A 25629-nucleotide genomic window follows, 5' to 3' on the forward strand; every position below is an offset into this window, starting at 1 on the left:
GGGGACGTCGAGGTCAGTGTCCGTCGATGACAATGCAGCCATGAGCCTGTCCGATCCCACCAGCCCGGTCTCGATCCGGCGCAACGATGTGCTGCTGGCCCTCGCCTTCGCAGTGGTTCAGGCGATGGTGTACCTGCTCGTGAGCACAACGGTACCCGCCGACGTTCGGCAGTCGTACGTGGCGGTGGCGGCTTCGCTCGGGTGCGAGGGGTTGGCGCTCGTGCTGTGGCGCAGTCGTCCCCTGCTCTGCCAGGCGCTGGTCTGGTTGGCGGAGGTGGTGACATCCTTGCTGCTTCCTGCGGGCTATCTCGGCACTGGTTACGGCCAGCTCGTCGTGTCCTTCGGTATGGGGATGCGGTTTTCTTCGCGCCGAACGGCGGCTCTCCTGACCGCATTGTCCCTGGCATACTCGGCGGTTGACATCTGGCGACGATCCCCCGAGCCATGGCAGCTGCACATGGTCAATGCCTTGGTGATGCTGGCGATCTACCTGGTGCCGATGTTGGGTGGGGCGGCGCTGGCCAGCAGCCGCAGGTACGAGCACTTCCGCCAGGAGCTCCAGCTGCGTGAACACGAGAGGCAGCTGGAGTCGGCCCTCATTCAGGAGCGCCGCCGCCTGGCCGGAGAGCTGCACGACGTCGCCGCCCACCACCTGGCCGGGATCGTCGTACAGGCGGCCGCGCTCGAGCGACTGATCGACCGCGACCCGCAGACGGCCAGGGAGGCGGCTCAACAGCTGCGCCGACAGGCCAAGGAGACCCTCTCCGGGCTCCGCTCCGTGGTGGGGCTGCTGCGCAGTGATGAGGAGGCCGAGGAGCCCTCGCCCGGGCTGCGCGACCTGCCCGAGCTGGTCGCCTCCACCCGGGCGCTCGGCGTCGACATCGAGCTGCTTGACGGTGGAATCCTGAGTGGTGGGGCCGATGAGGCGGATGTCGGCGATGCACCGATCCTTTCGCCGCTCGCCGACACCGCCGTCTTCCGAGTGGCGCAGCAGGCGATCAGTAACGCTCTGCAGCACGCTCCGGGCTCCCCGATCACGGTGGAGCTGAGGAGAGCCGAGGATTCACTCAAGCTGAGCGTTCTCAATGGCTCGGCTCGTCGGCCCTCGACCGACCCCGGTGGCGGCGGCACCGGCCTGACGGTCATGCGGGAGCGGGCGGATGCCGTCGGCGGCGCGCTCCAGGCCGGCCCGGAGGAGGGCGGCGGCTGGCGGGTACGGTTGGTCCTGCCGTTGACTCGGGAGGAGGACACGTGATCAGGGTGGTACTGGTGGATGACCAGGCGGTGATCCGCGCCGGCTTCCGCATCCTGCTGGAGGAGCAGGAGGACATCACAGTGGTGGGAGAGGCCTCCGGCGGCAGGGAGGCGGTACGCGTGGTGCGGGCCACCCGGCCCGACGTCGTGTGCATGGACCTGCGTATGTCCGAGGGGGACGGCCTGACGGCCACGCGCCAGATCGTCGCCGAGCGCCAGGACAGTGCCCCGGCGGTCCTGGTCGTCACCACCTTCGACATGGACGCCGACGTCTTCGGTGCCCTGGAGGCCGGGGCGGACGGCTTCATCCTCAAGGACTGCGAGCCGGAGGAGCTGGTCGACGCCGTGCGTCGCCTGGCCCTGGGCTACGGCCTGGTGGACCAGAGCGTCACCCGTCGGGTGATCGCCGAGTTCGCCCGACGCCAGGGACGCAGCGAGAACCACGAGGCGCTCGGCGTGCTCACCGAGCGGGAGCGCGAGGTCATCCAGCTCCTGGCCAGCGGCATGTCGAACGCAGAGATCGCCGCCGCGCTCGTCGTCGAGACCAGCACGGTCAAGTCGCACCTGACGCGGATCCTGCCCAAGATCGGCGCCCGCGACCGGGTCCAGGCCGTCGTGTGGGCCTACCGCAACGGGCTGGCCTGAGCCGCACCGGGCAGGTCTCAGCGCAGCACGTAGGCGGACATCCAGCGGCGCAGGGTCGAGAAGACCTGCTCGCGCACGGGCGGCTCGGACAGGGTGAGGTCGTGGACGCCGCCGGGGAAACGGGCGATGGTCACCAGCTTGCCGAGCATGACGGCGCGACGGGCGGTGGCATCGGCGTCGATGATCGTGTCCGCGCTCCTCGACTCCGGCATCCACGTCACCCCGAGCCGCGTGGTCGCCGCACCCATGGACAGTACCGGGCAGCGGATGTCCAGGCCCTGGGCGACGCGGTTGTGGCCCTCCATAACGGCCTGGAGCCAGCCGACGCGCACAGGTGCGGAGGGCTTGATGGACCAGGCGGGGTTGATGTCCCAGCCGGTGACGTAAGGGTCATCGGCCCAGGCGGGATCGGGGAGCTCACCGTCGCGCTCGGTATCCCAGCCGTCGGTGATGGAGAAGGCACGAGCCGGGTCGACCCAGCCGTCGAGGATCGACATGCGCGGATCGCGCAGTGCCAGGGTGCGCAGGACCGGGTCGCCGACGGTGCGTACGATCTCGGAGCCCTGGAGCGAGAGCCAGGCGGAGTTGAGGACCAGGGCGCGCAGGGCCCCGGGGTGGCGGTCCGCCCACAGTGAGGCGACGAGCCCGCCCGTGGAGTGGCCGGACAGGACGAGCTCGGTCTCCCAGCCCTGGTCGGCGCGGATGGCGGACAGGGCCAGCCCCAGGTCCTCGTCGTACTCGGCCAGCGAGGTGCACCAGCCCAGCATCTGGCCCTCCCGCCAGGAGCGGCCGTAGCGGCGCAGGTCCAGGGCGTAGAAGGCGCCGCCCAGGCGGGAGATCTCACGGGCCAGGTGGGTCTGGAAGAAGTAGTCGTTCCAGCCGTGCAGGTAGAGGTAGATGAAGGAGGGGCTGGTGGGCGTACCCGGCAGGGCGCCGGGGTCGAGGGCCGGCAGGTGGCGCACCAGGGTGGCGACGGCGCCGTCGTCCTCGTCGTCGGGCAGCAGCTCCAGGGTGCGGGCCTCGAAGCCCGGGCCCAGGAAGTCCGGTCCCCAGGCGTCCACCGGCGCGTGCTCGGTCGTTGCGTTCACGCCTCCATGATCCCACCGCGAGCAGGAATGGGACGCCAAGACGGTTTTCTCGCCCACCGACGAAAACTTCAGAGACGACCCGGAGCCGCGTCGTGTGTGAAGAAAATATTGGTGTCAGGCGTCCGCCAGGAAGTCGCGCAGGATGGCGTCCATCTGCTCGGCCTCGATGAGGAATCCGTCGTGCCCGTGCAAGGAGGTGATCGTCTCGCGCCTCGCTCCCGGGATGCCACCGGCCAGCTCCTCGGCCTGGGCGGGCAGGAAGAGCCGGTCGGAGTCGACGTCCACCACGAGCGTGCGTGCCTGAACCGTCGCCAGCGCCGCCTCGATGCCGCCGCGCCCGGTGCCGACGTCGTGCACCATCATCGAGTGGGTGACGATGAGATAGGTGTTGGCGTCGAAGCGCGCCAGCAGCTTGCCGGCGTGGTAGTCCAGGTAGGACTCCACCTGGTAGCGCCCGCCCACCGCTGGGTCCTCCTCGCCCTGGTGGCGCCGTCCGAAGCGCTCATCCAGCTCGGCGGCGCTGCGGTAGGTCGTGTGTGCCAGTGCCCGCGCCAGCCCCAGTCCCCGCACCGGTCCCACCGAGTGGGAGTAGTAGTCGCCGTCAAAGAAGAAGGGGTCGGCCACGATCGCCAACTCCTGGAGGTGGCACCAGGCCAGCTGGTCGGCGGTCGTCGAGGCTCCCGTGGCCACCAGCGCCAGGTTGCGCACCCGCTGCGGGTGCGTGACCCCCCACTCGATCGCCCGGTGCCCGCCCAGTGACGCCCCGATGACCAGGTGGAAGACCTCGATCCCCAGGGCGTCGGCCAGGCGGGCCTCGGCCTCCACGGCGTCGCGCGTGGTCAGCCACGGGAAGCGCGATCCCCAGGGCCTCCCGTCCGGCGCCGTCGACGACGGACCCGTCGAGCCCTGACACCCGCCCAGGATGTTGGCCGCCACGACGAAGTAGCGCTCGGTGTCGATGGCCCGCCCCGGCCCCACCAGGTCCGACCACCAGCCCGGCGTCGGGTGCCCGGGCCCCGCCTCACCGGTGACGTGGGAGTCGCCGGTCAGCGCGTGCAGCACGAGGACCGCGTTGTCGCGCTGCGGGCTCAGCTCGCCCCAGGTCTCGAAGGCCAGAACCGTGTCCGGCAGGATCTCCCCGGACTCCAGGGGAAGGTCCCCGATCTCCAGGAACCGACGGCGCCCCGGCTCGTCCCCGGGCCGCCAGGCGCCCGTGGGGGAGCCTGCCATGCGGTCCACCAGCTTGGAGGCGGCCGTCCCGACGCCGTACGCGGCGGGCTCGGTCTCGGTGCTGCTGTGGGAGACGGGGTAGGAGGAGGACGTGGAGGTGCTCATGGGAGGCCGCCTCAGGCACCGACGGCGCGAGCCGCGGCCAGCCCTCGCTCGACGTCGGCCAGGATGTCGTCGATGTGCTCGATACCCACGCTCAGGCGCACGGTCCCGGCGCTGATCCCGGCTGCGGCCAGACCGGCGTCGTCGAGCTGGGAGTGCGTGGTGGTGGCCGGGTGGACCGCCAGCGAGCGCACGTCCCCGATGTTCGCCAGGTTGGAGAACAGGCCCAGGGCGTCGATGAAGGCCGCCCCCGCCTCTCGCCCTCCGGGCAGGTCGAAGGTGAGGATCGAGCCCGCCCCGCGTGGGCAGTACTTGCGGTGCAGCTCGTAGTAGGGGCTGGAGGCCAGTCCCGAGTAGCGCACCGAGGCGACGTCGTCGCGCCCCTCCAGCCAGGTGGCCACTGCGAGGGCGTTGTCCACGTGCCGCTCCATGCGCAGCGAGAGCGTCTCGATGCCCTGGGCGATGAGGAAGGCCGAGTGCGGTGCCAGCGAGAAGCCGAGGTCGCGCTGGCCCTCGGCGCGCGCTTTGAGGATGAAGGCCAGGTTGGCGCCCAGCGGGCTGCCCACGCCCAGGTCCCGGGCGTAGACCAGGCCGTGGTAGGACTCGTCGGGCGTGTTGAAGGCGGGGAATCGCTCGGGCTGGGCGGCGAAGTCGAAGCTGCCGGAGTCCACGATCACGCCCGCCACGGAGGAGCCGTGCCCGCCCAGGAACTTCGTCGCCGAGGCCACGACGATGTCCGCGCCCCACTCGAAGGGGCGGGTCAGGAACGGTGAGGCCACCGTGTTGTCCACGACCAGCGGGATGCCCAGCTCGTGCGCGGCCGCCGCGATCGCCTCGATGTCGAGGATGTCGCCGCGAGGGTTGGGAATCGTCTCCCCGAAGAAGGCGATGGTGCGCTCGTCGGCCAGTGCCGCCCATGCCGCCGGGTCGCTCGGGTCGGCCACGAACCGCGTCTCGATGCCTAGCCGCGGCAGGGTGTGGGTGAGAAGGTTCGTGGTGCCGCCGTACAGGGAGGGTGAGGCCACGATATTGTCGCCCGCCCCGCCCAGCGTTACGAGGGTGAGGGTCGTGGCGGCCTGCCCCGACGACGTCAGCAGCGCCCCGACGCCGCCTTCCAGGGCGGCGATCCGCTGCTCGACGATGTCGTTGGTGGGGTTGGTCAGCCGCGTGTAGATGGGGCCCAGGTCGCTCAGGGCGAAGCGGGCGGCCGCCTGCTCGGCGGACTCGAAGACGTAGGAGGTGGTCTGGTAGATCGGGATGGCCCGTGCGTGGGCGGGCTCGGCCAGGGGGTCGTGCCCGGCCTGGACCTGCTTGGTCTCGAAGCGCCACCCCGCCGGGCTGGTGGGGGAGGGGGCCGCGTTCTGGTCGGCGGCCTGGTCGAGAGGCTGGTCCTGGAGGCTGGGGGGCTGGTCGGTCATGAGGACTCCTTGGTGGTTCCTGGCGACCGGCGGCGATGTCAGTGCCACGGAGCGCCCGCGCTGCGCCGGCGGTTGCGGCGCGCTTCCGGGCGGCTGCGCCCGGAGACCCGCTGCGGTCGTCTCGTAGCCGGACTGGCAGTCGGGGGCGGTGTTGTGGCGCTGAGTCGTCCGCCGTCACCGTTGCTGCCATGTCTGCGATGGTGTGGGTGAGGGCGGGGACGCGCACGTGGGCCGACGGCGGCGTGCGCGTCAGCTGCGCATTCGCCCCGTGGTGGGGGCGTCCGGCCGGAGGGCCTCAGGACGACGGAACATGCTCCGACTTTAGCGGTTTCCTCCGCGGGTGGTCCAAACGTGCGTGCGCGAGGCGAGCACGGGAACGGTTTGATCCCCGGGTCCACAGCCCCGCACCGGCATGTGCGAGAGGGCCTTCCGCAGGCGTTGAGCCGACCTTCCGAAATGGTCGTTGACCTGCACGAACGGTCAGTTGTGCCAGATGTCATACCGGTCACGGCCGTATGACGAGGGCGGGGACCCCTGTCGGCACAAGCAGGATCCGCGAACTACAGCAACGTAAGTTACGATTGTGAATACTGTGAGTTCTGTTTTCTCATGAGGTTCAAGCGACTAATGTGGTTGCGTCACATCCGGGCCGACGCCGCCTGTCGTCTCCGTCCCCCCGTTCGTCCCGCGCCCTCGTGATCTCGCGGAACGGATCCTGACGCCAGGCCGACGTCGGTCCCCGGGTGAGGCGACATCCTCACGTTCAGCCCCATCACGACGGAGAACCCCTGTGAGCCCGATCCCCCCGAGACGACACGGACACGGTGTCGTCGCCACCGCAGTCGTGGCCCTGGCCTGCACCCTCGCGCCGTCAGTGCTCGCCGACCCCGTGGACCAGAGCGACATCGATCGCTCCAAGGCCTCCGAGCGCTCGACCTCGACGTCCATCGCCTCCCTGGAGGCTCAGCTCGCCGAGCAGAGCACCACCCTGGAGCAGGCCCAGATCAGGGCGCAGGTCGCCAACGAGGACTACCTGACCGCCGTCGACGACCTCAGTACGGCCACCACTGAGGCCCAGACCGCCCAGACCAACGCCGACACCGCCGCCTCCAGCACTGCGGCCGCCCGCTCGGACCTGGGCTCGATCGTCGTGCAGACCTATCAGGAGAGCGGCAACCCGCTCGACCCGCTCACCCCGTACCTGACCAGCGAGTCACTGGCCGATCTGGCCGACGCCGACGTCGCCCTGGACCGCGCCGGCGAGAGCAACAACGCCAGGGTCCAGAACGTCGAGGCCCTCCAGTCGGTGGCCGCGAGCATGCAGTCCATCGCCGACCAGAAGGTCAGGGACAAGGAGAGTGCCGCAACCTCCGCCGAGACCGCCAAGTCCGACGCCGAGGCCGCCGCCCGCGACGCCCAGAGCGCCGTCAGCACCACCCAGACCAACCGCCAGAACCTCATCACCCAGCTGGCCGCTCAGCGCAACACCACTGTCGAGCTGGAGACGCAGTACCAGAACCAGGTCGAGGCCGAGCGCAAGGCCCGCGAGGAGGCGGCCGCCCAGGTTGCAGCCAAGGAGGCCTCGCAGAAGGCCGCCGCCGACCTCGCCCAGAAGCAGGCCGCGGAGGCCGCCGCCCGGCCTCAGGAGACCTCTCCTGCCCCTCAGGAGCAGGCGCCCCAGCCTGAGCCCACCTACCAGGCCCCGGCACAGGACCCCGCCACCACCTCCCAGCCTGAGCCCGAGGCCTCCGACGACGAGGGCTATGCGCCGGCGCCCGCTCCCGAGCCGGAGCCCACACCTGCGCCGTCGTACTCCGGCAACGCCGCCTCCACCGCTATCAGCACCGCCATGAGCTACCTCGGCACCCCCTACGTGTGGGCTGGGGAGTCGGCCGCGGGCCTGGACTGCTCCGGGTTGACGATGGTCTCCTACGAGGCCGCCGGGGTCTACCTCACCCACTCCTCGCGTGTGCAGTACGGGCAGGGCACCCAGGTGCCGCTCGATGCGGCCCAGCCCGGCGACCTGGTCTTCTGGTCCTCCGACGGCAGCCAGTCCGGCATCTATCATGTGGCCATCTACCTGGGCGACGACCAGATGATCGAGGCGCCGACCTTCGGCATGACCGTGCGCGTGACCTCCATGCGCTACTCCGGCGTCATGCCCTACGCGGTGCGCTTCTAGGCACTCTCAACGGCAGTCTTCCCGTCGCGAGGAGAACCTGCCGGGACACTGAACCGCCCCACCCCTGCTCAGGGGCGGGGCGGTTCAGTGTCAGTGGCCGTCGCGGGCGACGCGGTCGGCCTCGCGCTGGAAGGACTGGCGGATCTCCTCCTCGGCCTCCTCGCGGCCCACCCAGTGGGCGCCCTCAACCGACTTGCCGGGCTCGAGGTCCTTGTAGACCTCGAAGAAGTGCTGGATCTCCAGGCGGTGGAACTCCGAGACGTCCTCGATATCGGTGCGCCAGGAGGCGCGCTGGTCGGCGCTGGGCACGCACAGGACCTTGTCATCGCCGCCCTTCTCATCGCGCATGCGGAACATGCCCAGGGCGCGGCAGCGGATGACGCAGCCGGGGAAGGTCGGCTCCTCCAGGAGGACCAGCGCGTCCAGGGGGTCGCCGTCCTCACCGAGGGTCTCATCGATGAAGCCGTAGTCATCGGGGTAGCGCGTAGAAGTGAAGAGCATGCGGTCCAGGCGGATGCGGCCGGTCTCGTGGTCGATCTCGTACTTGTTGCGGTTGCCCTTGGGGATCTCAATCGTGACGTCGAACTCCACGGGGAGCCTCCTTCGCTTGTGTCTTCAGCTCGTTGGGCGCTGGAACGGTGCCTGGCGGTCGGCGTCGATCCGGCGGGGCGGGTCTTGATGGCACTAGTGTGGCGCACGACAGCGCCTGAGGTCAGCAAACGCGTACTCTGCACATCGGTGCACTGACGGGAACGACCTCCCGCGTGCCGCCCCACCCACCTGATATACAGGCCATCCCAGCCTGTCAACAACCCAGTCCGGAGGACGTATGCGCAAGGTCCAGACAGCAGCCCTGACGGCGGCGAGCCTGCTGGTTTTCGGCGGCTACTACGGCTTGGGCGATGCTCTCGACCTGGTACCCGGCCCGGTGACGGTGGCCTATGCCGACGTCGCCCCCCAGCCCTTCCCGACGCCGGCAGGTCCCAGCGCCAAGACCTCGACGCCGGCCGGCCTGGAGACGGGGGCTCCCATGCCCTCCAAGGCGGCGCTGACCTCATACGTCCAGGCCGTGGCCTCCGACGCCGCCCTGGCCGGCGGAGGCGTGACGGCCTCCGTCGTCGACGTCGCCACCGGTGAGGAGCTGCTGGACCAGCATGCCGCCACCGGGGTGACACCGGCCTCCACCAACAAGCTGCTCACCGCCTGGGCGGCCCTGTCCTCCATGGGGCCGGGCCACACACTCCAGACCAAGACCGTCCTGGACGGCCAGACCCTCACCCTCGTGGGTGGTGGCGACGTCCTGCTGGCCGAGGACGCCGGCGACCCGACCGCCACGGTCGGCCACGCGGGCCTGGGCGACCTCGCCCGCGCCACCGCGGAGCAGCTCAAGGCGCAGGGGGCGACGTCGGTCTCTCTGCGCCTGGACGACACCCTGTTCACCGGCCCCCAGTGGAGTGGGGACTGGGAAGAGGGCAATGAGAGGTTCGTGGCCAAGGTCCAGCCGATCATGGTGGACGTTGAATCCGCCCAGGAGGAGATCGACAGCGGGCAGAGGGCAGGTCATCCCGACGATCCGGCGATGCACGCGGCCAAGATCTTCGCCGAGCACCTGAGTGAGGCCGGCATCACGGTCGACGGCGATGCCTCGCGCGCGGCCGCGCCCAGCGGGGCCAAGGAGCTGGCCTCGGTGTCCTCCGCCCCGCTGTCCGACATCCTGTCGGTGTCGCTCAAGAGCTCCAACAACACGATGACCGAGGTGGAGGGGCGGCTCGTGGCTCTTCAGGCCAAGGAGACCGCCGACTTCGCCGGGGCCTCCAAGGCCGTGACCGCCCGGCTGCGCAAGGACGGCTTCGACGTCTCCGGGCTGACGCTCCTGGACGCCTCCGGGCTGGCCAAGGGCAACAAGGTGCCCGCCAGACTGCTGACCCAGATCCTCGCCAAGGCTGCCGGAGACGAGGGCGGCTCGGCCGGGCGCACCCTCATCGCCGACCTGCCCGTCGCCGCCCTGGACGGAACCCTGGGCAACCGCCTGCACGACACCTCCGCGGCCGGCACGGTGCGCGCCAAGACCGGGACACTGGATCAGACCTCGTCCCTGGCCGGCGTCGTCACCACGGCCGACGGGCGTCAGCTGGCCTTCTCGATCCTGGCCAACGGCTTCGCCGCCAACAGCGGCTCAGCGGTCGGCGCCGCGATCGACAACCACTTCGTGGCGCCCCTGGCGGCCTGCGGCTGCTCGTGACGCGGCGTGCCTGCGGGGCACGTGAAAGACGCGCGATCGTTGACTTCAGTGAGAAAGGCGTGGCGGTGACAACCAACGGCACAGCGGCGGGGCTCGTCGACTGGCGGACGGTGGAGCGCCTGACCGCGCTCATCCCGGCCGGCCCCAGCGCCTCGCGCTCGACACGCGCCAGCTCGGTGGCGGTCCTGCGCCGTTCCGCCCAGGAGGCACCGGCCTGGGTCGCCAGGATCACCGGCCTGAATCGGGCGGCTCAGCAGGTCGCCGAGACCACACGCGTGAGCGTCGTCGACCGGGCCGGGCTGGTGCGCGCCTCAACCCGGGCGCTGCGCGGCCTCATGGAACAGGTACCCGCTCCGCGGGCCTCGGAGGCCGTCCGCCTCGTCGGGGCCGCCGAGGTGGCCGGAGCGATGAGCGTGCTCGCCACCCGGCTCCTGGGGCAGGTGGTGCCGGCTGCACCGAGCGAGGTGGGTGCCGGTCGCGCCGATCGCGAACGCCCCGGCGACGTGAAGCCCGGTGTCGAAGGGGCCGGAGTCGGTGGCTGGGGGGACTCCGCATCCCCGCACCTTCTGCTCGTGGCCCCCAACGTGCTGGCGATGCGCCGCCAGATGGACCTGGACATGCTCGACCTGCCGGCCTGGGTCTGCCTGCACGAGATGACGCACGCCGTCCAGCTCGCGGCCGCGCCCTGGCTCGGCACCTATCTGACTGACTCCATGCAGACGGTGATCGGCGCCGTCGTCGAGGCCGCCTACGGAGGGCCTGGCACATGCGGTAGCACCGACGGCGGCGCGGGCACGGGGGAGCTCGGCCCCGGGGTGCGTCGGGGCAGGGCGATGCGCATCGCGGCACGCGCCGGCCGGGGACGCGTCCTCGAGGGACTGACGAACTTCAAGGAGCGCTCCGAGGTCGCCTCCCTTGCGGCCGCGCTCACCTTCCTGGAGGGACACGCCGAGGTGGTCCTGGACGATGTGCATCCCAACCGGATGCCCTCGGTGCACAGGCTGCGAGCAGTGCTCTCACGCAGCCGTGCCGCCGACGCCGGTATCGGGCCCGGGCCCGGCCTGGGCGCGCTTCTGCTGCACCGGCTCATGGGACTGGAGGCCAAGGAGGCCCAGTACGCCGACGGCGCGGCCTTCGTGCGCAGCGTCGTGGCCCGCATCGGGCACGAGGGGCTCAATGCTGTGTGGAGTGATCCCGGGTTGCTGCCGACTCCGGCCGAGATCGCCCGTCCCGACGTGTGGGTGCGCCGCGTGGGTTGAAGTGCCGGGCTGGGGCCGGTGTGTGGCAGGCTTATGGCGTCGACGCGGACCGGCGGCCTCCCCGCGCCCCGGTGGTTCCGTGAAACCATGACGACGCATGAGGAAGGCAGGGCGGATGGACGCCACTGATATGGGATCGGACCTTCAGCAGGTACTCATCACCGAGGAGCAGATCGGGCAGCGTCTCGATGAGATGGCCGCCCAGATCGATGCCGACTACGCGGGCCGCGCCCCCCTGCTCGTGGGCGTGCTCAAAGGTGCCGTCTACGTCATGGCGGACCTGTCGCGCAGGCTGCACATGAGCGCGCCGATGGACTGGATGGCGGTGTCCTCCTACGGCTCGGGAACCAAGTCCTCCGGGGTGGTGCGTATCCTCAAGGACCTGGACACCGACGTCACAGGCCGAGACATCCTCATCGTCGAGGACATCATCGACTCCGGTCTGACCCTGTCCTGGTTGCTGGGCAACCTGTCCTCCCGAGGTGCGGCCTCAGTGGAGATCGCTACTCTTTTGCGCAAGCCCGACGCCGCCAAGGTGGAGGTGGACGTCAAGTACGTCGGCTTCGACATTCCTACGGAATTCGTCGTCGGCTACGGCCTGGACTATGACGAGCGGTACCGCAACCTGCCATTCATCGGTACTCTGCGACCCGAGGTCTATGGGGGCTGACTGACGCAGGTCAACCTTGATAAAACCTGAGGGCGGAGCGGGAGAATCAGGGGCGGGGCAGTCGAAACGCCGTTGCCGGGCGGCTGTCGGGAGGCTCGTGACCTGCATCTTGCCTCCTTTTCCGAGTGGTCGGAGCCGTGTACGTTACGTTACGATAACGAGTGTAGGTCGCCGGCGGATGCCCCATAGCCGGCGGGTGATGTGGAAGGACTGTTGGTGACGGTGAAGAAGGCTGTGCGTCGACGCGCCTCGGGGCTGGTCGGCCTCGCGGGTGCGGTGGTGCTGGCGTCCTCGCTGAGCGCGCCCCTCGTGGCTCCGGTGGCCGCTGAGCCGGCCGCGGGCACCACTTTTAATACGGTTGCTGAGATGGCGCAGGTCAGTGGCGCCACCGGTACCCTCACCACCCTCGGTGATGAGGCGCCGGGTGATGGAGGCGGCCTGACCTACACCGTGGAGAGCACGAGCCCCGCCGGTGCGCTGGGGGCCGTCTCCGTCATGCTGGCGGACGGTCAGTGGGCCGTGCCGCGAGGTCTCCCGGTCGCCCCGACCGCGGCCTCGGACGGTGCCGCCGCCAATGATGTGGCGGCTCGGGCGCAGTCCTTCGCCGACGCCGGAGGGGCCCTGGTCGTGGACCCGTCCCGTCCCACGCCGCTGTCGGGCGCGAATGTCCGCGCCGGTGGCTCGGGGCCCTACCCGATCACCTCCTCGGCGCTGGTGGGCATGGTGCTCTCCGGCTGGGACTATTCGCACACCACCTACGTGGCGGACCAGAACAGCCAGGTGGGTTACCGGGCCGACGTCGGGTACGACCTCAGCGGGGCGTGGAAGCCGGACGACCTGGCGGGCTGGTTCAGTTCCCAGGGACGCCTGTGGGTGAACGCGAATGGTGCCATCAACCCCGGGGACATCGTCTTCTTCTCTAACCCTCTGCCCGCAGGGCAGGGTGGGGCCGGCTCGGCTCCCGCTCAGTCGACGGTCTTCGGGAACGTCTACGACGTCGGGGTCTACGTGGGGGAGAACAAGGTCGTCCGGGCCTCGGCCGGTGGCGTCCAGTCGGAGACCCTTGACGCGCAGACGATGGCCGACGTGGCCCTGGTGGCTCGCCCGCAGTGGTCCGCCCCCGAGGGGGGCGCGGCCGCGCCGGATCCGCAGCACACCGACGGTGGTGCTGGTGGAGGTGCGACGCCGGGGTCGGAGGCCTCGCCGTCGGCCTCGCCTCAGACGGGAGCTCAGCAGGCTCCGGCTGCGGGCGCTCCGTCGTCCGCCAATGGCGGCTCGGTGCCGGATGGCTCGAGCGCCGGCTCGCAGTCCTCGAGCGGTACCGGAGGTGACGACCACAACGAGGTTGTGGTGGGTGCCAGCGGCAGTCAGGACAGCAAGGGGCACACGCGCGCCGCTGAGCGGTCCTCGGCGCAGAGCACCCGGGATCGGTGGCTGCCGGTGACCGGTGTGGCGATCGGCGTGCTGTCCGTGGCGGCCATCCTGCTGTCCTGCGGCCTCATCGTCCTGCGCCTGCGCCGCGGCTGAAGCGAGTTGCACGGGTCGGCTCGGACCGCCCGGCCTGGTCGACCGACTTCCTGCCGCTCGTGAGGGGGCGACGAGCGGGTGGCTGCCGAGCTTCTCGGTGCCGCCCGCTTTTCTTTCTGCCCGCTTGGCCGGCTCCTGCGGTACAGGAGTTTTAGCTGTGTGATGTTCGCTGGATTCGTGCGAGGTCACCTCGCACGAATCCATCTGAGGTTGATGCCTTGGGTATCGTCGAAAAGAACGGCGCCCGTGGTGAGCGGGGATCGGTTCAGATCGACTCGGACGGCCTGTTCAAAGGGCTGGTGGTCGGGCTGACTGCCTGGTGCTGGGGTGTGCTGAGAAATCCTGTTATGGGGGCGACCTCGCAGAGTTGGCAGACATCGTCGTCGCGCACGCACTATAAAGGCCGCGGACTGACCCCTGGGCCTCAGTCCTCGAACCCGAAGGTGCCTCCGCGGGTGAAGAAGGCCGCCAGCTGACCCGCACGCCGGATCTTCCCGGCCACGCCGGGCGCGAACGTGAGCAACCGCAATGGGACCTTTGCCGTGCGATCGGATAACGTCTGAGGATCAGCATGTTGAAGGGACCTACCGCAGATGAAAGATTCTGGGCGTAAGCCCGGCCGCAAGGACTCGGAGAAGCCGGGCAAGGCCGGAAAGGACGATCGCAGTAAGCGCGACCGCAAGCTCCGCGACTCACTGGGCAACCCGTTCCTGTGGTTGGTGCCCTTCCTCCTGGTCGTCATCCTCGGCTGGGCCGTCTTCTCCTCGATGTTCGGCTACCGCACCATCGACACCTCCGACGGCCTGGCCCTCCTGCGCGACAAGGCGGACACGATCGAGTCGATCACCGTCATTGACGGCACCCAGCGCGTCGAGCTGGACCTGAGTTCCACCTACGTCCAGCCCAAGAAGAAGGGATCCGAGGCGCGTCCGCTGGGCAAGAAGGTGGAGTTCGCCTTCACCGACGCCCAGGCCGAGCAGGTCGACCGCCTCGTCCAGGCGGCCGCCCCCAAGGACGGCTACAACTCCGTGGTGCCCACCACCACCTGGTGGTCCTCACTCATCCAGCTGCTCGTGCCCGCTGTCCTGCTGGGCGGCTTCATGTGGTGGCTGCTGAGCCGTATGGGCGGCGGACGCGGCGGCGCCATGGGCTTCGGCCGCTCCAAGGCGAAGGTCGGCTCCAAGGAGATGCCCGACGTCACATTCGACGATGTCGCCGGCGAGGACGAGGCAGTCGAGGAGCTCGAGGAGATCCGCGAGTTCCTCTCCGAGCCGGAGAAGTTCCGCGCCGTCGGCGCCAAGATCCCCAAGGGTGTCCTCCTCTACGGCCCGCCCGGAACCGGTAAGACCCTTCTGGCCAAGGCCGTCGCCGGTGAGGCTGGCGTGCCCTTCTTCTCCATGGCCGCCTCCGAGTTCGTCGAGATGTTCGTCGGCGTCGGCGCCTCGCGCGTGCGCGATCTGTTCGACCAGGCCAAGGAGAACGCCCCCGCCATCATCTTCGTCGACGAGATCGACGCCGTCGGCCGTCACCGCGGCTCGGGCACCGGTGGTGGGCACGACGAGCGCGAGCAGACCCTCAACCAGCTCCTCGTCGAGATGGACGGCTTCGATGCCAACACCAACGTCATCCTCATCGCCGCCACCAACCGCCCCGACGTCCTGGACCCGGCCCTTCTGCGCCCCGGCCGCTTCGACCGGCAGGTCAGCGTCGAGGCCCCCGACATGGCCGGGCGCGCCGCCATCCTCAAGGTCCATGCCAAGGGCAAGCCCTTGACCGACGACGTCGACCTCGACCTCGTGGCCAAGCGCACCCCCGGCTTCACCGGCGCGGACCTGGCCAACGTCCTCAACGAGGCCGCCCTGCTCACCGCCCGCTCCAACGCCCAGCTCATCGACAACCGGGCCCTGGACGAGGCCATCGACCGCGTCATCGCCGGCCCGCAGAAGCGCACCCGCGTCATGCGCGACCACGAGAAGCGCGTCACCGCCTACCACGAGGCCGGCCATGCCCTGTGCGCGGCCGCCGGCGCCTACTCCGACCCGGTCACCAAGGTGACGATCCTGCCGCGCGGGCGCGCCCTGGGGTACACGCAGGTCATGCCCCAGGACGACAAGTACTCCACCACCCGCAACGAGCTGCTCGACCAGCTCGTCTACGCCATGGGCGGGCGGGCCGCGGAGGAGATCATCTTCCGCGACCCCACCACCGGCGCCTCCAACGACATCGAGAAGGCCACCTCCACGGCCCGCAAGATGGTCACCGACTACGGCATGACCAGCGCGGTCGGCGCCGTCAAGCTCGGCACCACCGAGAACGAGACGGTCCTGGGGCTCAACGCCACCAACCGCGACTTCTCCGAGCAGGTCGCTGCCACCGTCGACGCCGAGGTCCGCTCTCTGCTGGACACCGCCCACCGCGAGGCCTGGGAGATCCTCACCCGCAACCGCGCCGTGCTCGACGAGCTGGCTGAGGAGCTCCTCACCCGCGAGACGCTCCTGGAGAAGGACCTCGAGCGGATCTTCGCCGATGTCGTCAAGCAGCCCGAGCGGCCCCTGTGGCGCAGCGACGAGATGCTGCCTGCCGTCGAGGTTTCCCCCGCCACCGTTGCCTCCACCGACGGCGAGTCCGAAGCCGGCCACAGTGGGAACGACTTCTGGAACCACCACCAGTGAGCCATCCCGGGCCGGTGGGCCCGGCAGGCGCAGAGAGACAGAGGCCGACCATGAGCTACGACGCCGAGGGCGTGCGCCGTGCGGTGCGTGACCTGCTCGTCGCCATCGGGGAGGACCCCGACCGCGACGGGCTGCGCGACACTCCCGAGCGCATGGCGCGAGCCTACGCCGAGATGTTCGCCGGCCTCGGGCAGGACCCGGCTGAGCACGTCGAGAGGGTCTTCGACGTCGGGCACGAGGAGATGGTCCTCGTGCGCGACATCCCCATGTACTCAGTGTGCGAGCACCACCTCCTGCCCTTCCACGGGGCGGCGCACGTGGGCTACATCCCCGGCGCCGACGGCCGAGTCACCGGCCTGTCCAAGGTGGCGCGCCTCGTGGACGGCTACGCCCGGCGCCCCCAGGTCCAGGAGCGGCTCACCCGGCAGATCGCCGATGCCCTCGTCGAGCGCCTGGAGTGCCGGGGCGTGCTGGTGGTCGTCGAGGCCGAGCACCTGTGCATGTCCATGCGGGGCGTGCGCAAGCCCGGCTCCAACACGGTCACCTCCGCCGTGCGCGGCATCATGCGCAACGCGGCCACCCGCTCCGAGGCCATGAGCCTGGTCCTGGGCCGGCGGTCCTGAGGGCTCGTGAGGTCTCGACACCGGAGAGTGTCGGTGAAATAGTGGTCGAGTGAGTCCCTTGTACAAGAGGCTGCTGGTAGCGGTCGATGCCGGGCTGCTGCTCTACTGGACGGCCGTCTTCCTCAACCTCATTCCCGAGCACCTGCGGTTCAAGGACTACTCCAACCAGGTGATCCAGGCCTGGAACTGGTCCTTCTTCCCACTCGATGTCGCCGCCGCCCTGACTGTCTTCCTCGGTGCCTACCTGACGCGCGTGGGCAGCAGGATCGGTGACCTGGTGCTGACGGTCGGGCTCATGCTGACCTTCTGCGCCGGGTTCATGGCGATCTCCTTCTGGTCCTTCTACCGCGACTTCGACCCACTGTGGTGGGGGCCCAACGCCCTGCTCATGGTCATCCCGGCACTCGCCCTCGGCTCCATGGTCTGCCGGCGGCTTGAGACCGCGGAGAACCACTCGTGACGGTCAAGGACGCGCTGTGCCCGTCGACGTGGGGGAGTGCGTGCCGCCGAAGCGCGCCCGCAGTCCTAACGGCGCACGGCGCGCTGAGGGACTGCCTGCGATCGACGAGTCGTGGCGTGTGCGCGTGGCTGGCGCTCAGTGGCGCCATCATCTCCGAGGTCTCGGCGACCCTCGCTCTACGCCAGGCGTTGTACCAGCCGGGCTTCTACGCCGTCGTCGGGATCGGGTACGCGTTGGCCTTCATCCTTCTATCGTTGACGCTCAAAGTGGGTATGCCGCTCGGCGTCGCATACGGGCTCTGGGGCGCCTTAGGAGTGGCGCTGACCGCCGTGCTGTCGATGATTCTCTTCAGGGAGTCGGTGACGATGCCCGTCGCCGTCGGTATCGCGCTCATCATGTCCGGGGTGCTCCTGGTTGAGATCGGGGCGCAGCGCGCAGAGGCGCAGCACAAGGACGGTGATGCCTCATGAGCGGGATCTACCTCGTGGCGGCCATCGCCTCCGAGGTGACTGGAACACTGTCACTCAAGCTCGCCTCCGACGGTAGAGGGCTGCGGTGGTACGGCGTCGTCATAACCGGCTACCTGGCGGCCTTCGCCATGCTCACTGCGACCCTCAAAGTGGGACTGCCGCTCGGCGTCGCCTACGGGATCTGGTCGGCCGGGGGAGTGGCCGTGACGGCGATTGCCTCAAGGCTTCTCTTCGGTGAGCCGCTGACCCGCACCATGGTGGCCGGGATCGCGCTCATCATGGCCGGAGTGCTCCTCGTCGAGATCGGCAGTGCGCACTGACGGCGCTGCTGGAGGCGATCACGGGTCAGAGTGTCCAAATCGGTGACAAAGGACCGCCAGCACTCCTTGACCGTCAATATGAATCGCGGAATCGTGCGGTTTTCTTTCGTCAGTGTGCGTCCGTTCCGAGCCTTTGTCACCGATTTGGACACGATCGGCTCGCTCCCGCCGCGGGCGGACTGGCCGGGCGGCCCCTGAGGTACGTGGCGTGGACAGAAGGCTCTCCTGGTCGGGGAGATTCGACATCGTTGGGTGCAACCCGCGCGTCCGGGGACGGGATCGCTGTCCCCGCACGCGTGATATATCCCCGGCCGGGATCACCTGCACCCGGCCGAGCGGAATGTCCCCGCCGGAAACGGTGACTGCGCCGACGGGCGCGGGCTCAGGGGACCGCTTGGAAGGGAACGCTGAGGATCGTGGTCCAGCGGCCCTCGCCCTGGCTCACGCTCAGGCTGCCGCCCAGGGACTCCACCCGGCGCCGCGCCCCCTCCAGGCCCAGGCCCGAGGAGAAGGCGCCATACGTCGGCCCGACCGTTCCCGGCGCGCCAATGTCATTGCTCGCCATCGCCTCCAGGGACCGCCCGTCGGACTCGATGACCAGGCGGGCCCGCCCCTGCGGGGCCGTGTACTTGGACATGTTCGTCACCAGCTCGCCCAGCACCCGCAGCAGCTGGAGTCGCACGCCCGGCGGGATCGTCGGCATCCCGAGCAGCTCCAGACCCTCCACCTCCAGCCTCGCCCCCCGCTGCCCCAGGGCGGTCGCGGTATCAGCGATGATCGCCTCCAGGGGGCGCGGCGCGGAGGTCGCCTCGATGTCCAGCCGCTCGCCTCCACGGATGTCGCTCATGGCGCGCAGCGCGTGGCGCATCTGCTCCACCGCCGCGCGCACCGCCGCCGTCATCGCGTCGAGCTCGGGCGCCAACGCGGTGTCCTCGGGGTGCGCGAGCCGGGCCTGCTCGGCCGTCATGACCGCGTGGGTCAGATCGCGCACCACGGTGTCGTGCAGCTCGGTGACCACCAGGAGGCGCTGGCGCTCCATGCTCTCGCGGTAGGTGTGCAAGGAGCGCTCGGCCTGGTCGCGCGGGCTGCGGATGAGTTCGGCCAGAGTGATTGCCCCGCCCCCGATAAGGAGCGACAGCTGCAGCAGTGAGAACCAGCTCGTGCTCGCTCCGCCCCACTGGATGTCGGCGATCATGATCACCAGCGAGAAGACCACCAGGCTGTAGGCGGACATGCGCGAGAAGCCTCGGGCCACGAGGATCGCCGTGCACAGCCAGGGAATGATGCCCGGGGAGAGGGGAACGTCGGTCAACACCACGGTGCCCGCCCAGGTCACCGCGGCGCCCAGTGCGGCCCCGGGCCACGGAAAACGGCTGCACAGTGCTAGCGCCAGGCCCCCGGCGATCCCGAAGAGGACCGTAATGTCGGACAGGGGCCAGGTCATTGCGATCGAGACGAAGGTGACCCCGAACGCCATGACCATGTGCGCCAGGTGCAGCCGCCAGGACGGCCGCCACGTCGTGTACCGCGTGGGCTGCATCAGGTCTGCCACAACAGCGGGCACCGTCTCGCCACCTTCCCCAGAACCGATCCGGATAATATTCTCCCATGACGGTCCCCGACGTTACTGATGGCCCCACTACCGCCTCGCAGGTCCTGCGCGTCGCCATCGTCGACGACGACCCCTTCGTCCTGCACGCGCTGCGGGCCTACCTGAGCTCGGACGAGCGCATCGAGGTGGCCAGCACCTTCTCGCGCGCCGCCGACGCTCTGGCCTTCCTCCACAAGATTCGCGTGGACGTCCTGCTCACGGACGTGCGCATGCCTGAGATGGACGGTCTGGAGCTGCTCACCCGAGTGCGCCGGCAGTGGCCCCGTACGGCCGTGGTCGTGCTGACCTCCTTCGACGACGACGAGGCGATGGTGGCTGCGCTCGCCCAGCACGCCAACGGCTTCCTGCTCAAGGACGCCTCGCCCGAGGAGATCATTCGCGCTGTCATCGCCGCCAGCGCCGGCGGGACCACGATCTCCCCGGCCGCCACCTCCCGGCTCGTCACCCGCCACCTGCGGCCCCCGCAGACGGCCCAGGCCCCCGACGTCACTGAGGCAGAGCAGGCGGTCCTGACCCTCCTGTGCGAGGGCTACTCCAATGCCGAGATCGCCGAGCAGCTCGTCATCGCCGAGTCCACGGTCAAGACCCACGTCTCCCACCTCATGAAGAAGTACGACGTCCCGTCCCGACTCAAGCTCGTCGTCGCCGTCCACAAGACCCAGGGGGCCTGAGCCCTCCGCCCCGGGCACTGGAGCAGCCCTCAACACCCGTCTCCTCACTCCTCGGACAGGGCCCTGACCGGCGGCACCGAGGCGGCTCGGCCGGCTGGGCGCACTGAGGCCGCCAGGCCCACGGCCAGCGTCGCGGCGAATATGCCGATCAGCACGAGGGAGGGGATGTGCACCGTCATGCCCTCGGCGGACTTGGCCATCGCGAGCGTTTCGGAGACACCCAGCGCCGTCCCGACGAGGAGCCCCAGGCCCCCTCCCACGGCCGCCACGAGGACCCCCTCGGTGACGATGAGGCGGCGGATCTCCTGACGCGAGCTGCCGGTGGCGCGCAGCACCCCGATCTCGCGAACCCGCTCCAGGACCGAGACGTCCGTGGTGTTGGCCAGCCCGGACAGGGCGATGACCAGGGCGGCGCCCAGAACCAGGCAGACGATGAGGGCCACCTTCATGATCTGGGCCGACATCACCTCGACGCCGGCGGCGCTCCCCGTCACCATGAGCTCCTGGCCCCGGACCGCGACATGGAGGGCGTGCTCGGTGGCCGGTGTCATGGTGCTGCCGGTGGAGCGCACCCACATGGTGGTGTTGGTGGGGGCGTCCCCGTTGAGGCGCTGCGCCGTCGCCGGGGTGATCACGGCGCCCCAGCCCTCGCGGACGCGGGCCGTCAGCTCGACGCTCCCGGCGGTGCCAGTCAGGGTCACCTTGGAACCATCCGGGATTCCGTAGATGCCGCCCACGATGAGGGTGCCGTCATCGAGGTCCTCCAGACCGCTCGTCGTGCGCACGAAGGGAGCGACGGCGCTGGTGTCGATGACGTCGACGACGGTTTTCTTGGTCTGTCCGTCAACAACCTGAATCAGCTCGAGCGTCGGGACGTAGGTGACGTCCTTGACGCCGTCGACTGCCTTGACCTGCTTCGTCAGGTGCGCGGTATCGGTCTGCGGCGTGACCCCGAAGATCCTGGCGTCCACGCGGGAGCTGTGGCCGAGGATGCTCTCGAAGGAGGCGTTCAGGGAGGACAGGCCCACGAAGAGCCCCGAGCCCACCAGGACGCAGACGAAGAGCGTGGCGGCGGCCGCGGCGGACCGGCCGGAGTTGCGGGCCAGGTTGCGCGTGGCCAGGTGCAGCACCGGCAGCCGCGTGCCGCTGCTGACTCGGCCGATGAGGCCGATGATGGCGGTCACCAGAGCCGGCAGACCGAGGACCGCGCCGAGGACGACGATGGCGCTGCCACCGGCGGTGACGTAAATGTCGGAGACCTGAATGCCGAGGGTGATCACGGCCGCGCCGGCGCCGGCGACGACGACCCCGGCGGCGGCCGTCCACCTCCTGGCGCGTCCGGCCTGCTTGACGCTGGCCACCTGCCCGGTGAGAGCCACGAGTGGGGAGATGCGGGTGGCCTTGCGGGCTGGGCGCAGGACGGCGATGAGGGTGACCAGCGTGCCTAGGGCGATGGTCAGGGCCAGCGACGCCGGTGAGATGGTCAGCTGATCGGCCTTGAGGTCCGCGAAGTGCCCCGAGGAGATGACGGCGGCGGCGATCCCGGTTCCCGCGGTCGTGCCCAGGACGGAACCGAGCAAGCCGGTGATGAGCCCGGTGCGCAGGACGGCGAGCATTACCTGACGGCGGGTTGTGCCGATGCAGCGCATGAGCCCGACCGTGCGCGTCTGGCGCGCCACGAGGGTGCTGAAGGTGGTGGCGATGACGATGATGGCGACCATCGCGCACACCGGTGCCAGGACGTTGAGGATGCCGGCGAACATCGTGCCGCCCTGCTGGTTCTGGGAGCGCTGGGAGATGACGGCCTCCCTGTCCTGAACCAGAGCGTGGGGCTGGACGGCGTGAACCGTCTGCTCCACCGCGGCCGTCAAGGCGGCGGTGTCGGTTCCCGGCTTCGCGGCGACGTAGAGCTGGTAGTAGCTGGTGTTGGCGCCCATCGCCTGGAGCTGGTCGGTGGTGGCGTAGACCGCTCCGAGTCCCTCCAGCTCGGTGTCGGGACCGGGGGAGACGATGCCGACGACCGTGGGTGCGCTGTGCGGAGCGTCGGCGTTGTCATCGGCGTCGTTCGTGGTGAGGCGGATCGTGTTGCCGACGCTGAGGCCCTGCTGCTCGGCCAGCGTTGTGCTGATGGCGACCTCACCGGTGGCGGTAGGCAGGCGGCCGCTGCTCAGGGTGGTGAACTGGCTGAGGGTCGGAACGTCCTGCGCGCTGACGGAGATGTTGACGGCATTGCGCAGCTGCTTGGGCAGGTCGAGGATGAGGACGTCCCAGTGGCGGCCCCGCACGGAGGCGACCCCGTCGAGGGCGGCGACCTGCTTGAGGAGGGCGTCATCCAGCTCGCCCCCGGAGGTCTGGCGCTTGACGGGCTTCTGGACGACGACGCTCGCGTCCCCCACGGACAGGCGCGCGCCGGTCTGCATCTGGGTGCGGGCTGAGTCGGAGATGATGAAGGCGAAGGCGATGAGGGCGGCGCTCATGGCTACAGCTATGAGCGCTGCGGCGGTGCGTCGGATGTCGAGCAGCGAGGGCATCAGCGGGCCTCCATCCGGGGCGCGGTGCCGGCAGCCGCAGGGCCAGTGGCCTCGTTTGAGTGGCGTGCGCCGGGCCCGGCCACACGGGTGCCGGCCGGACGGCGCACGGTCTCGACCCCGGTGATGCGTCCGTCGCGCAGGCGGATGATGCGGTTGGTGGTGGCCGCGGCCTGCTCGTCGTGGGTGACCATGACGACCGTCTGGCCCAGGCGTTCGCACATGGTGGCCAGCGTCGCCAGCAGGGAGGCGGCCGAGGCGGTGTCCAGGGCACCGGTGGGCTCATCGGCGAAGACGACCTCGGGGCGGCCCACGAGGGCGCGGGCCACGGCCACGCGCTGCTGCTGGCCGCCAGAGAGCTCGTTGGGCCTGTGGGACAGGCGGTCACCGATGCCCAGGGTGGAGATGACGGCGTCGTACCAGTCCTGCTGGGGCCTGCGGTGGGCCAGGCGCTGAGGCAGGAGGATGTTCTCCTCGGCGGTCAGGGTGGGCAGCAGGTTGAAGGACTGGAAGATGAAGCCGAGGCGATCGCGGCGCACGGCGGTGAGCTGCTTGTCTTTCATGCCGGACAGGTCCTGGCCGGCGATGAGGGCGTTCCCGGAGGTGGGGGTGTCCAGGCCGGCCAGGCAGTGCAGAAGAGTGGACTTGCCCGAGCCGGAGGGGCCCATGATGGCCACGAACTCGCCGCGTCCCACCATGAGGCTCGCCGAATCCAGGGCGACGACCCGCGCCTCGCCCTCGCCGTAGACCTTGGTCAGGCCGCGGGCCTCGACGACGCGCATCGGGGCGGTCGCAGCAGGAGTGGCAGGCGCCGTCGGCGCTCCCTGGGGGACCGGTGTGGGATTGACAGTGTGGCCGAAGGCCTGCGGCTGGGGTGGGTGTGTCATCTCATGACCCTTCTCGGTGGCTGGCTCGTCTGGTGGGCAGAGCCGATCGCTTGAGTCATGCGGTGCCCGGAACTGCCCTGGTGACGTGAAAAAGCCTAGAAACGGCGCCATTGAGCCGGAATGCGTCGAAGGGACGGACTGCGGCCGGCCTCTCCACCTTTTGGGTGAGGGTTGACCTCTCAGTCGTACCGTGGCCGTAGAGCCCATCGGCCCACTCACTTCGACCAAGAATTCATAGACGACACGGCTCCGTGTCGTCTATGAATTCTTGGTTGATGCCGGCCTCCTCGACCCGGACGGATCGTGTCCCGGCTCTCAGTTTGCGGCGGGCTGAAGATGTTTCGGTCCTCCCGCAGCGCCGGACCAACCGTTAGCCTGACCCTGTGACGATTCTTCCCGCCGCCCCGGCCCCCCTGCCGGGGTTCGTGCCCCGCGACCGGACGCTCCTCATGGGCGTCCTCAACGTCACACCCGACTCCTTCTCCGACGGCGGCCGCTGGGCCGCCCCCGAGGCCGCCGTCGCCCACGCCCGCGAGCTCATCAACCAGGGCGCCGACATCATCGACATCGGTGGGGAGTCCACCCGCCCCGGCGCCCAGAGGGTCGACGTCGACACCGAGATCTCCCGCGTTCTGCCGGTGGTGCGCGCGCTCCTCGCCGACACCAGTGAGGGCGGCGGCAGTGCGATCATCTCGGTGGACACCATCCACGCCGCCACCGCAGAGGCCGTCATCGAGGCCGGTGCCCACATCATCAACGACGTCTCCGGCGGCCTGGCCGACCCCGCCATGCACGGCCTCATCGCCCGCACCGGCGTCGTCTACGTCTGCCAGCACTGGCGCGGCGACCCCGAGACCATGGACCGGCTCACCGACTACCCGGGCGGCGTCGTCGCCGGGGTGGAGGCCGAGCTGCGCGAGCGCCTGGCCGAGCTCGACGCCGCCGGGGTCGACCGCACCCAGGTGGTCCTGGACCCCGGACTCGGCTTCGCCAAGACCCACGCCCAGTCCTGGGAGCTGCTGGCCGCCACCGCCCGGCTCGTGGAGGACCTGGGGCATCCCCTCCTGGTCGGCTCCTCCCGCAAGCGCTTCCTCGCCCTGGCCGCTGAGGCCGAGGCCACCCCCGTCCAGCGCGACGCCGTCACCGCCGCCACCACCGCCCTGGCCGCCGCCGCAGGCGCCTGGGCCGTCAGAGTCCACGAGGTCCCGGTCAACCGGGCCGCCGTCCGCACCGCCTCCCTCTGGAAGGAACACCAGTGAGCACCACCGTCTCCGCGACCACCGACCGGATCAGCCTCGTCGGCCTGTCCGCCCGTGGCCACCACGGCGTCCTGCCCTTCGAACGAGAGGAGGGCCAGCTCTTCACGGTCGACGTCGTCCTCGACCTGGGGCAGCGGGGCACCGCCGTGGCCGCCGTCACCGACTCGGTGACCGACGCCGTCGACTACTCCCGCGTGGCCAACGGCATCGTGAGCATCATCGAGGGTGAGCCGGTCAACCTCATCGAGTCCCTGGCGGACCGGATCGCTGAGCGGGTCCTGTCCTTCCCCCGTGTCGTGGCCGCCGAGGTCACCGTGCACAAGCCCGAGGCGCCCCTCGACGTCGCCTTCGAGGACGTCTCGGTGACCATCCACCGGGTGGCCGACGCCGCCGCGGGCCACGGAGGGTCTCCCGCCACCAGCCAGGCCGCCTGGGCGGCCCAGGGCGAGGAGCCGGTCGCGGTCTCCGCCCAGCCCTTCGGGACGCCCTCGTCCTCGGCCTCCCCGGTGG

The 25629-nt window shown here is 69.9% G+C and carries 22 protein-coding genes; 15 read left to right on the forward strand and 7 right to left on the reverse strand.

The features are described from left to right. The first annotated feature begins 40 nt into the window (after positions 1–40). Together HMPREF9056_RS12535 and HMPREF9056_RS12540 are read left to right on the forward strand one after the other, a co-directional pair. Entirely contained in the window at positions 41–1255 is a 1215-nt protein-coding gene (locus tag HMPREF9056_RS12535) for a sensor histidine kinase (protein ID WP_009747126.1), read from the forward strand. Next, the gene (locus HMPREF9056_RS12540; RefSeq protein WP_009747127.1) at positions 1252–1899 is read left to right on the forward strand and encodes a response regulator transcription factor; all 648 of its coding nucleotides are present in this window, start codon (positions 1252–1254) and stop codon (positions 1897–1899) included. Before HMPREF9056_RS12535 ends, HMPREF9056_RS12540 begins: the two co-directional genes overlap by 4 nt. A gap of 17 nt (positions 1900–1916) precedes the next feature. Here HMPREF9056_RS12540 and HMPREF9056_RS12545 read toward each other — a convergent pair whose 3' ends face one another. The 3 genes from HMPREF9056_RS12545 to HMPREF9056_RS12555 form a co-directional block, all read right to left on the reverse strand. Then, complete coding sequence (locus HMPREF9056_RS12545) at positions 1917–2987, reverse strand: alpha/beta hydrolase (protein ID WP_009747128.1); 1071 nt, start codon at positions 2985–2987, stop codon at positions 1917–1919. A 114-nt stretch (positions 2988–3101) separates the two neighbouring features. Then, a complete protein-coding gene (locus HMPREF9056_RS12550) occupies positions 3102–4322 on the reverse strand; it encodes a homoserine O-acetyltransferase (protein WP_009747129.1) in 1221 nt (406 codons plus the stop codon). Positions 4323–4333: 11 nt separating this feature from the next. Further along, complete coding sequence (locus HMPREF9056_RS12555; protein WP_009747130.1) at positions 4334–5737, reverse strand: O-acetylhomoserine aminocarboxypropyltransferase/cysteine synthase family protein; 1404 nt, start codon at positions 5735–5737, stop codon at positions 4334–4336. A 790-nt stretch (positions 5738–6527) separates the two neighbouring features. Here HMPREF9056_RS12555 and HMPREF9056_RS12560 point away from each other — a divergent pair. After that, positions 6528–7919: an NlpC/P60 family protein gene (locus tag HMPREF9056_RS12560; RefSeq protein WP_157185091.1), complete on the forward strand. Its 1392-nt coding sequence runs from the start codon at positions 6528–6530 to the stop codon at positions 7917–7919. Positions 7920–8009: 90 nt separating this feature from the next. Here the strand turns inward: HMPREF9056_RS12560 and HMPREF9056_RS12565 are convergent, their stop codons facing one another. Further along, positions 8010–8510 carry an inorganic diphosphatase gene (locus HMPREF9056_RS12565; protein WP_009747133.1) on the reverse strand — a complete coding sequence of 167 codons (501 nt, stop codon included), beginning with the start codon at positions 8508–8510 and terminating at the stop codon, positions 8010–8012. Positions 8511–8748: 238 nt separating this feature from the next. On the opposite strand from HMPREF9056_RS12565, the gene dacB reads away from it, so the two are divergent. The 9 genes from dacB to HMPREF9056_RS12610 all read left to right on the forward strand — a co-directional run bounded on the left by dacB (position 8749) and on the right by HMPREF9056_RS12610 (position 18162). Continuing rightward, on the forward strand, positions 8749–10161 hold the full coding sequence (dacB, locus tag HMPREF9056_RS12570; RefSeq protein ID WP_009747134.1) for a D-alanyl-D-alanine carboxypeptidase/D-alanyl-D-alanine-endopeptidase: 1413 nt from the start codon (positions 8749–8751) through the stop codon (positions 10159–10161). 65 nt (positions 10162–10226) lie between these two features. Further along, positions 10227–11420 carry a zinc-dependent metalloprotease gene (locus HMPREF9056_RS12575; protein ID WP_157185092.1) on the forward strand — a complete coding sequence of 398 codons (1194 nt, stop codon included), beginning with the start codon at positions 10227–10229 and terminating at the stop codon, positions 11418–11420. A gap of 115 nt (positions 11421–11535) precedes the next feature. Next, complete coding sequence (gene hpt / locus HMPREF9056_RS12580) at positions 11536–12090, forward strand: hypoxanthine phosphoribosyltransferase (protein WP_034514553.1); 555 nt, start codon at positions 11536–11538, stop codon at positions 12088–12090. Between the two features lie 216 nt (positions 12091–12306). After that, on the forward strand, positions 12307–13617 hold the full coding sequence (locus tag HMPREF9056_RS12585) for a hypothetical protein (RefSeq protein ID WP_034514554.1): 1311 nt from the start codon (positions 12307–12309) through the stop codon (positions 13615–13617). Positions 13618–14210: 593 nt separating this feature from the next. Next, positions 14211–16289, forward strand: coding sequence for an ATP-dependent zinc metalloprotease FtsH (ftsH, locus tag HMPREF9056_RS12590; RefSeq protein ID WP_009747139.1), 2079 nt, complete (start codon positions 14211–14213; stop codon positions 16287–16289). A 50-nt stretch (positions 16290–16339) separates the two neighbouring features. Beyond that, positions 16340–16912, forward strand: coding sequence for a GTP cyclohydrolase I FolE (gene folE / locus HMPREF9056_RS12595; RefSeq protein ID WP_009747140.1), 573 nt, complete (start codon positions 16340–16342; stop codon positions 16910–16912). A 49-nt stretch (positions 16913–16961) separates the two neighbouring features. Continuing rightward, on the forward strand, positions 16962–17372 hold the full coding sequence (locus HMPREF9056_RS12600) for a YvaD family protein (protein ID WP_034514555.1): 411 nt from the start codon (positions 16962–16964) through the stop codon (positions 17370–17372). Between the two features lie 116 nt (positions 17373–17488). Next, positions 17489–17842 (forward strand): multidrug efflux SMR transporter, encoded by a 354-nt coding sequence (locus HMPREF9056_RS12605; RefSeq protein WP_009747142.1) that lies wholly within the window; start codon positions 17489–17491, stop codon positions 17840–17842. After that, complete coding sequence (locus tag HMPREF9056_RS12610) at positions 17839–18162, forward strand: multidrug efflux SMR transporter (RefSeq protein WP_009747143.1); 324 nt, start codon at positions 17839–17841, stop codon at positions 18160–18162. Before HMPREF9056_RS12605 ends, HMPREF9056_RS12610 begins: the two co-directional genes overlap by 4 nt. 382 nt (positions 18163–18544) lie before the next feature. Here HMPREF9056_RS12610 and HMPREF9056_RS12615 read toward each other — a convergent pair whose 3' ends face one another. Then, the gene (locus HMPREF9056_RS12615) at positions 18545–19726 is read right to left on the reverse strand and encodes a sensor histidine kinase (RefSeq protein ID WP_034514556.1); all 1182 of its coding nucleotides are present in this window, start codon (positions 19724–19726) and stop codon (positions 18545–18547) included. 44 nt (positions 19727–19770) lie between these two features. Between HMPREF9056_RS12615 and HMPREF9056_RS12620 the strand changes: the two genes are divergently transcribed. Beyond that, positions 19771–20445, forward strand: a complete 675-nt coding sequence (locus tag HMPREF9056_RS12620; RefSeq protein ID WP_009747146.1) for a response regulator transcription factor — start codon at positions 19771–19773, stop codon at positions 20443–20445. Positions 20446–20489: 44 nt separating this feature from the next. Here HMPREF9056_RS12620 and HMPREF9056_RS12625 read toward each other — a convergent pair whose 3' ends face one another. Beyond that, positions 20490–22976: an FtsX-like permease family protein gene (locus tag HMPREF9056_RS12625; RefSeq protein ID WP_009747147.1), complete on the reverse strand. Its 2487-nt coding sequence runs from the start codon at positions 22974–22976 to the stop codon at positions 20490–20492. Then, a complete protein-coding gene (locus HMPREF9056_RS12630; RefSeq protein ID WP_009747148.1) occupies positions 22976–23755 on the reverse strand; it encodes an ABC transporter ATP-binding protein in 780 nt (259 codons plus the stop codon). The genes HMPREF9056_RS12625 and HMPREF9056_RS12630 overlap by 1 nt, the downstream gene beginning before the upstream one ends. Positions 23756–24243: 488 nt before the next feature. On the opposite strand from HMPREF9056_RS12630, the gene folP reads away from it, so the two are divergent. Next, positions 24244–25119, forward strand: coding sequence for a dihydropteroate synthase (gene folP / locus HMPREF9056_RS12635; protein WP_009747149.1), 876 nt, complete (start codon positions 24244–24246; stop codon positions 25117–25119). Continuing rightward, on the forward strand, positions 25116–25629 hold a 514-nt coding region (gene folB / locus HMPREF9056_RS12640), incomplete at its 3' end, for a dihydroneopterin aldolase (protein WP_087942280.1). The genes folP and folB, both read left to right, overlap by 4 nt.

Origin of the sequence: Actinomyces sp. oral taxon 170 str. F0386 (genome assembly GCF_000195595.1) — a bacterium.
GTDB lineage: Bacteria > Actinomycetota > Actinomycetes > Actinomycetales > Actinomycetaceae > Actinomyces.

What these genes read in the sequence shown, in the direction of transcription:
- hpt (WP_034514553.1), top strand. Translation starts at nt 11,536, where the DNA reads ATGGACGCCACTGATATGGGATCGGACCTTCAGCAGGTACTCATCACC.
- HMPREF9056_RS12535 (WP_009747126.1), top strand. Translation starts at nt 41, where the DNA reads ATGAGCCTGTCCGATCCCACCAGCCCGGTCTCGATCCGGCGCAACGAT.
- HMPREF9056_RS12630 (WP_009747148.1), bottom strand. Translation starts at nt 23,755, where the DNA reads ATGCGCGTCGTCGAGGCCCGCGGCCTGACCAAGGTCTACGGCGAGGGC.
- HMPREF9056_RS12610 (WP_009747143.1), top strand. Translation starts at nt 17,839, where the DNA reads ATGAGCGGGATCTACCTCGTGGCGGCCATCGCCTCCGAGGTGACTGGA.
- HMPREF9056_RS12625 (WP_009747147.1), bottom strand. Translation starts at nt 22,976, where the DNA reads ATGCCCTCGCTGCTCGACATCCGACGCACCGCCGCAGCGCTCATAGCT.
- HMPREF9056_RS12555 (WP_009747130.1), bottom strand. Translation starts at nt 5,737, where the DNA reads ATGACCGACCAGCCCCCCAGCCTCCAGGACCAGCCTCTCGACCAGGCC.
- HMPREF9056_RS12620 (WP_009747146.1), top strand. Translation starts at nt 19,771, where the DNA reads ATGACGGTCCCCGACGTTACTGATGGCCCCACTACCGCCTCGCAGGTC.
- dacB (WP_009747134.1), top strand. Translation starts at nt 8,749, where the DNA reads ATGCGCAAGGTCCAGACAGCAGCCCTGACGGCGGCGAGCCTGCTGGTT.
- folE (WP_009747140.1), top strand. Translation starts at nt 16,340, where the DNA reads ATGAGCTACGACGCCGAGGGCGTGCGCCGTGCGGTGCGTGACCTGCTC.
- HMPREF9056_RS12550 (WP_009747129.1), bottom strand. Translation starts at nt 4,322, where the DNA reads ATGAGCACCTCCACGTCCTCCTCCTACCCCGTCTCCCACAGCAGCACC.
- ftsH (WP_009747139.1), top strand. Translation starts at nt 14,211, where the DNA reads ATGAAAGATTCTGGGCGTAAGCCCGGCCGCAAGGACTCGGAGAAGCCG.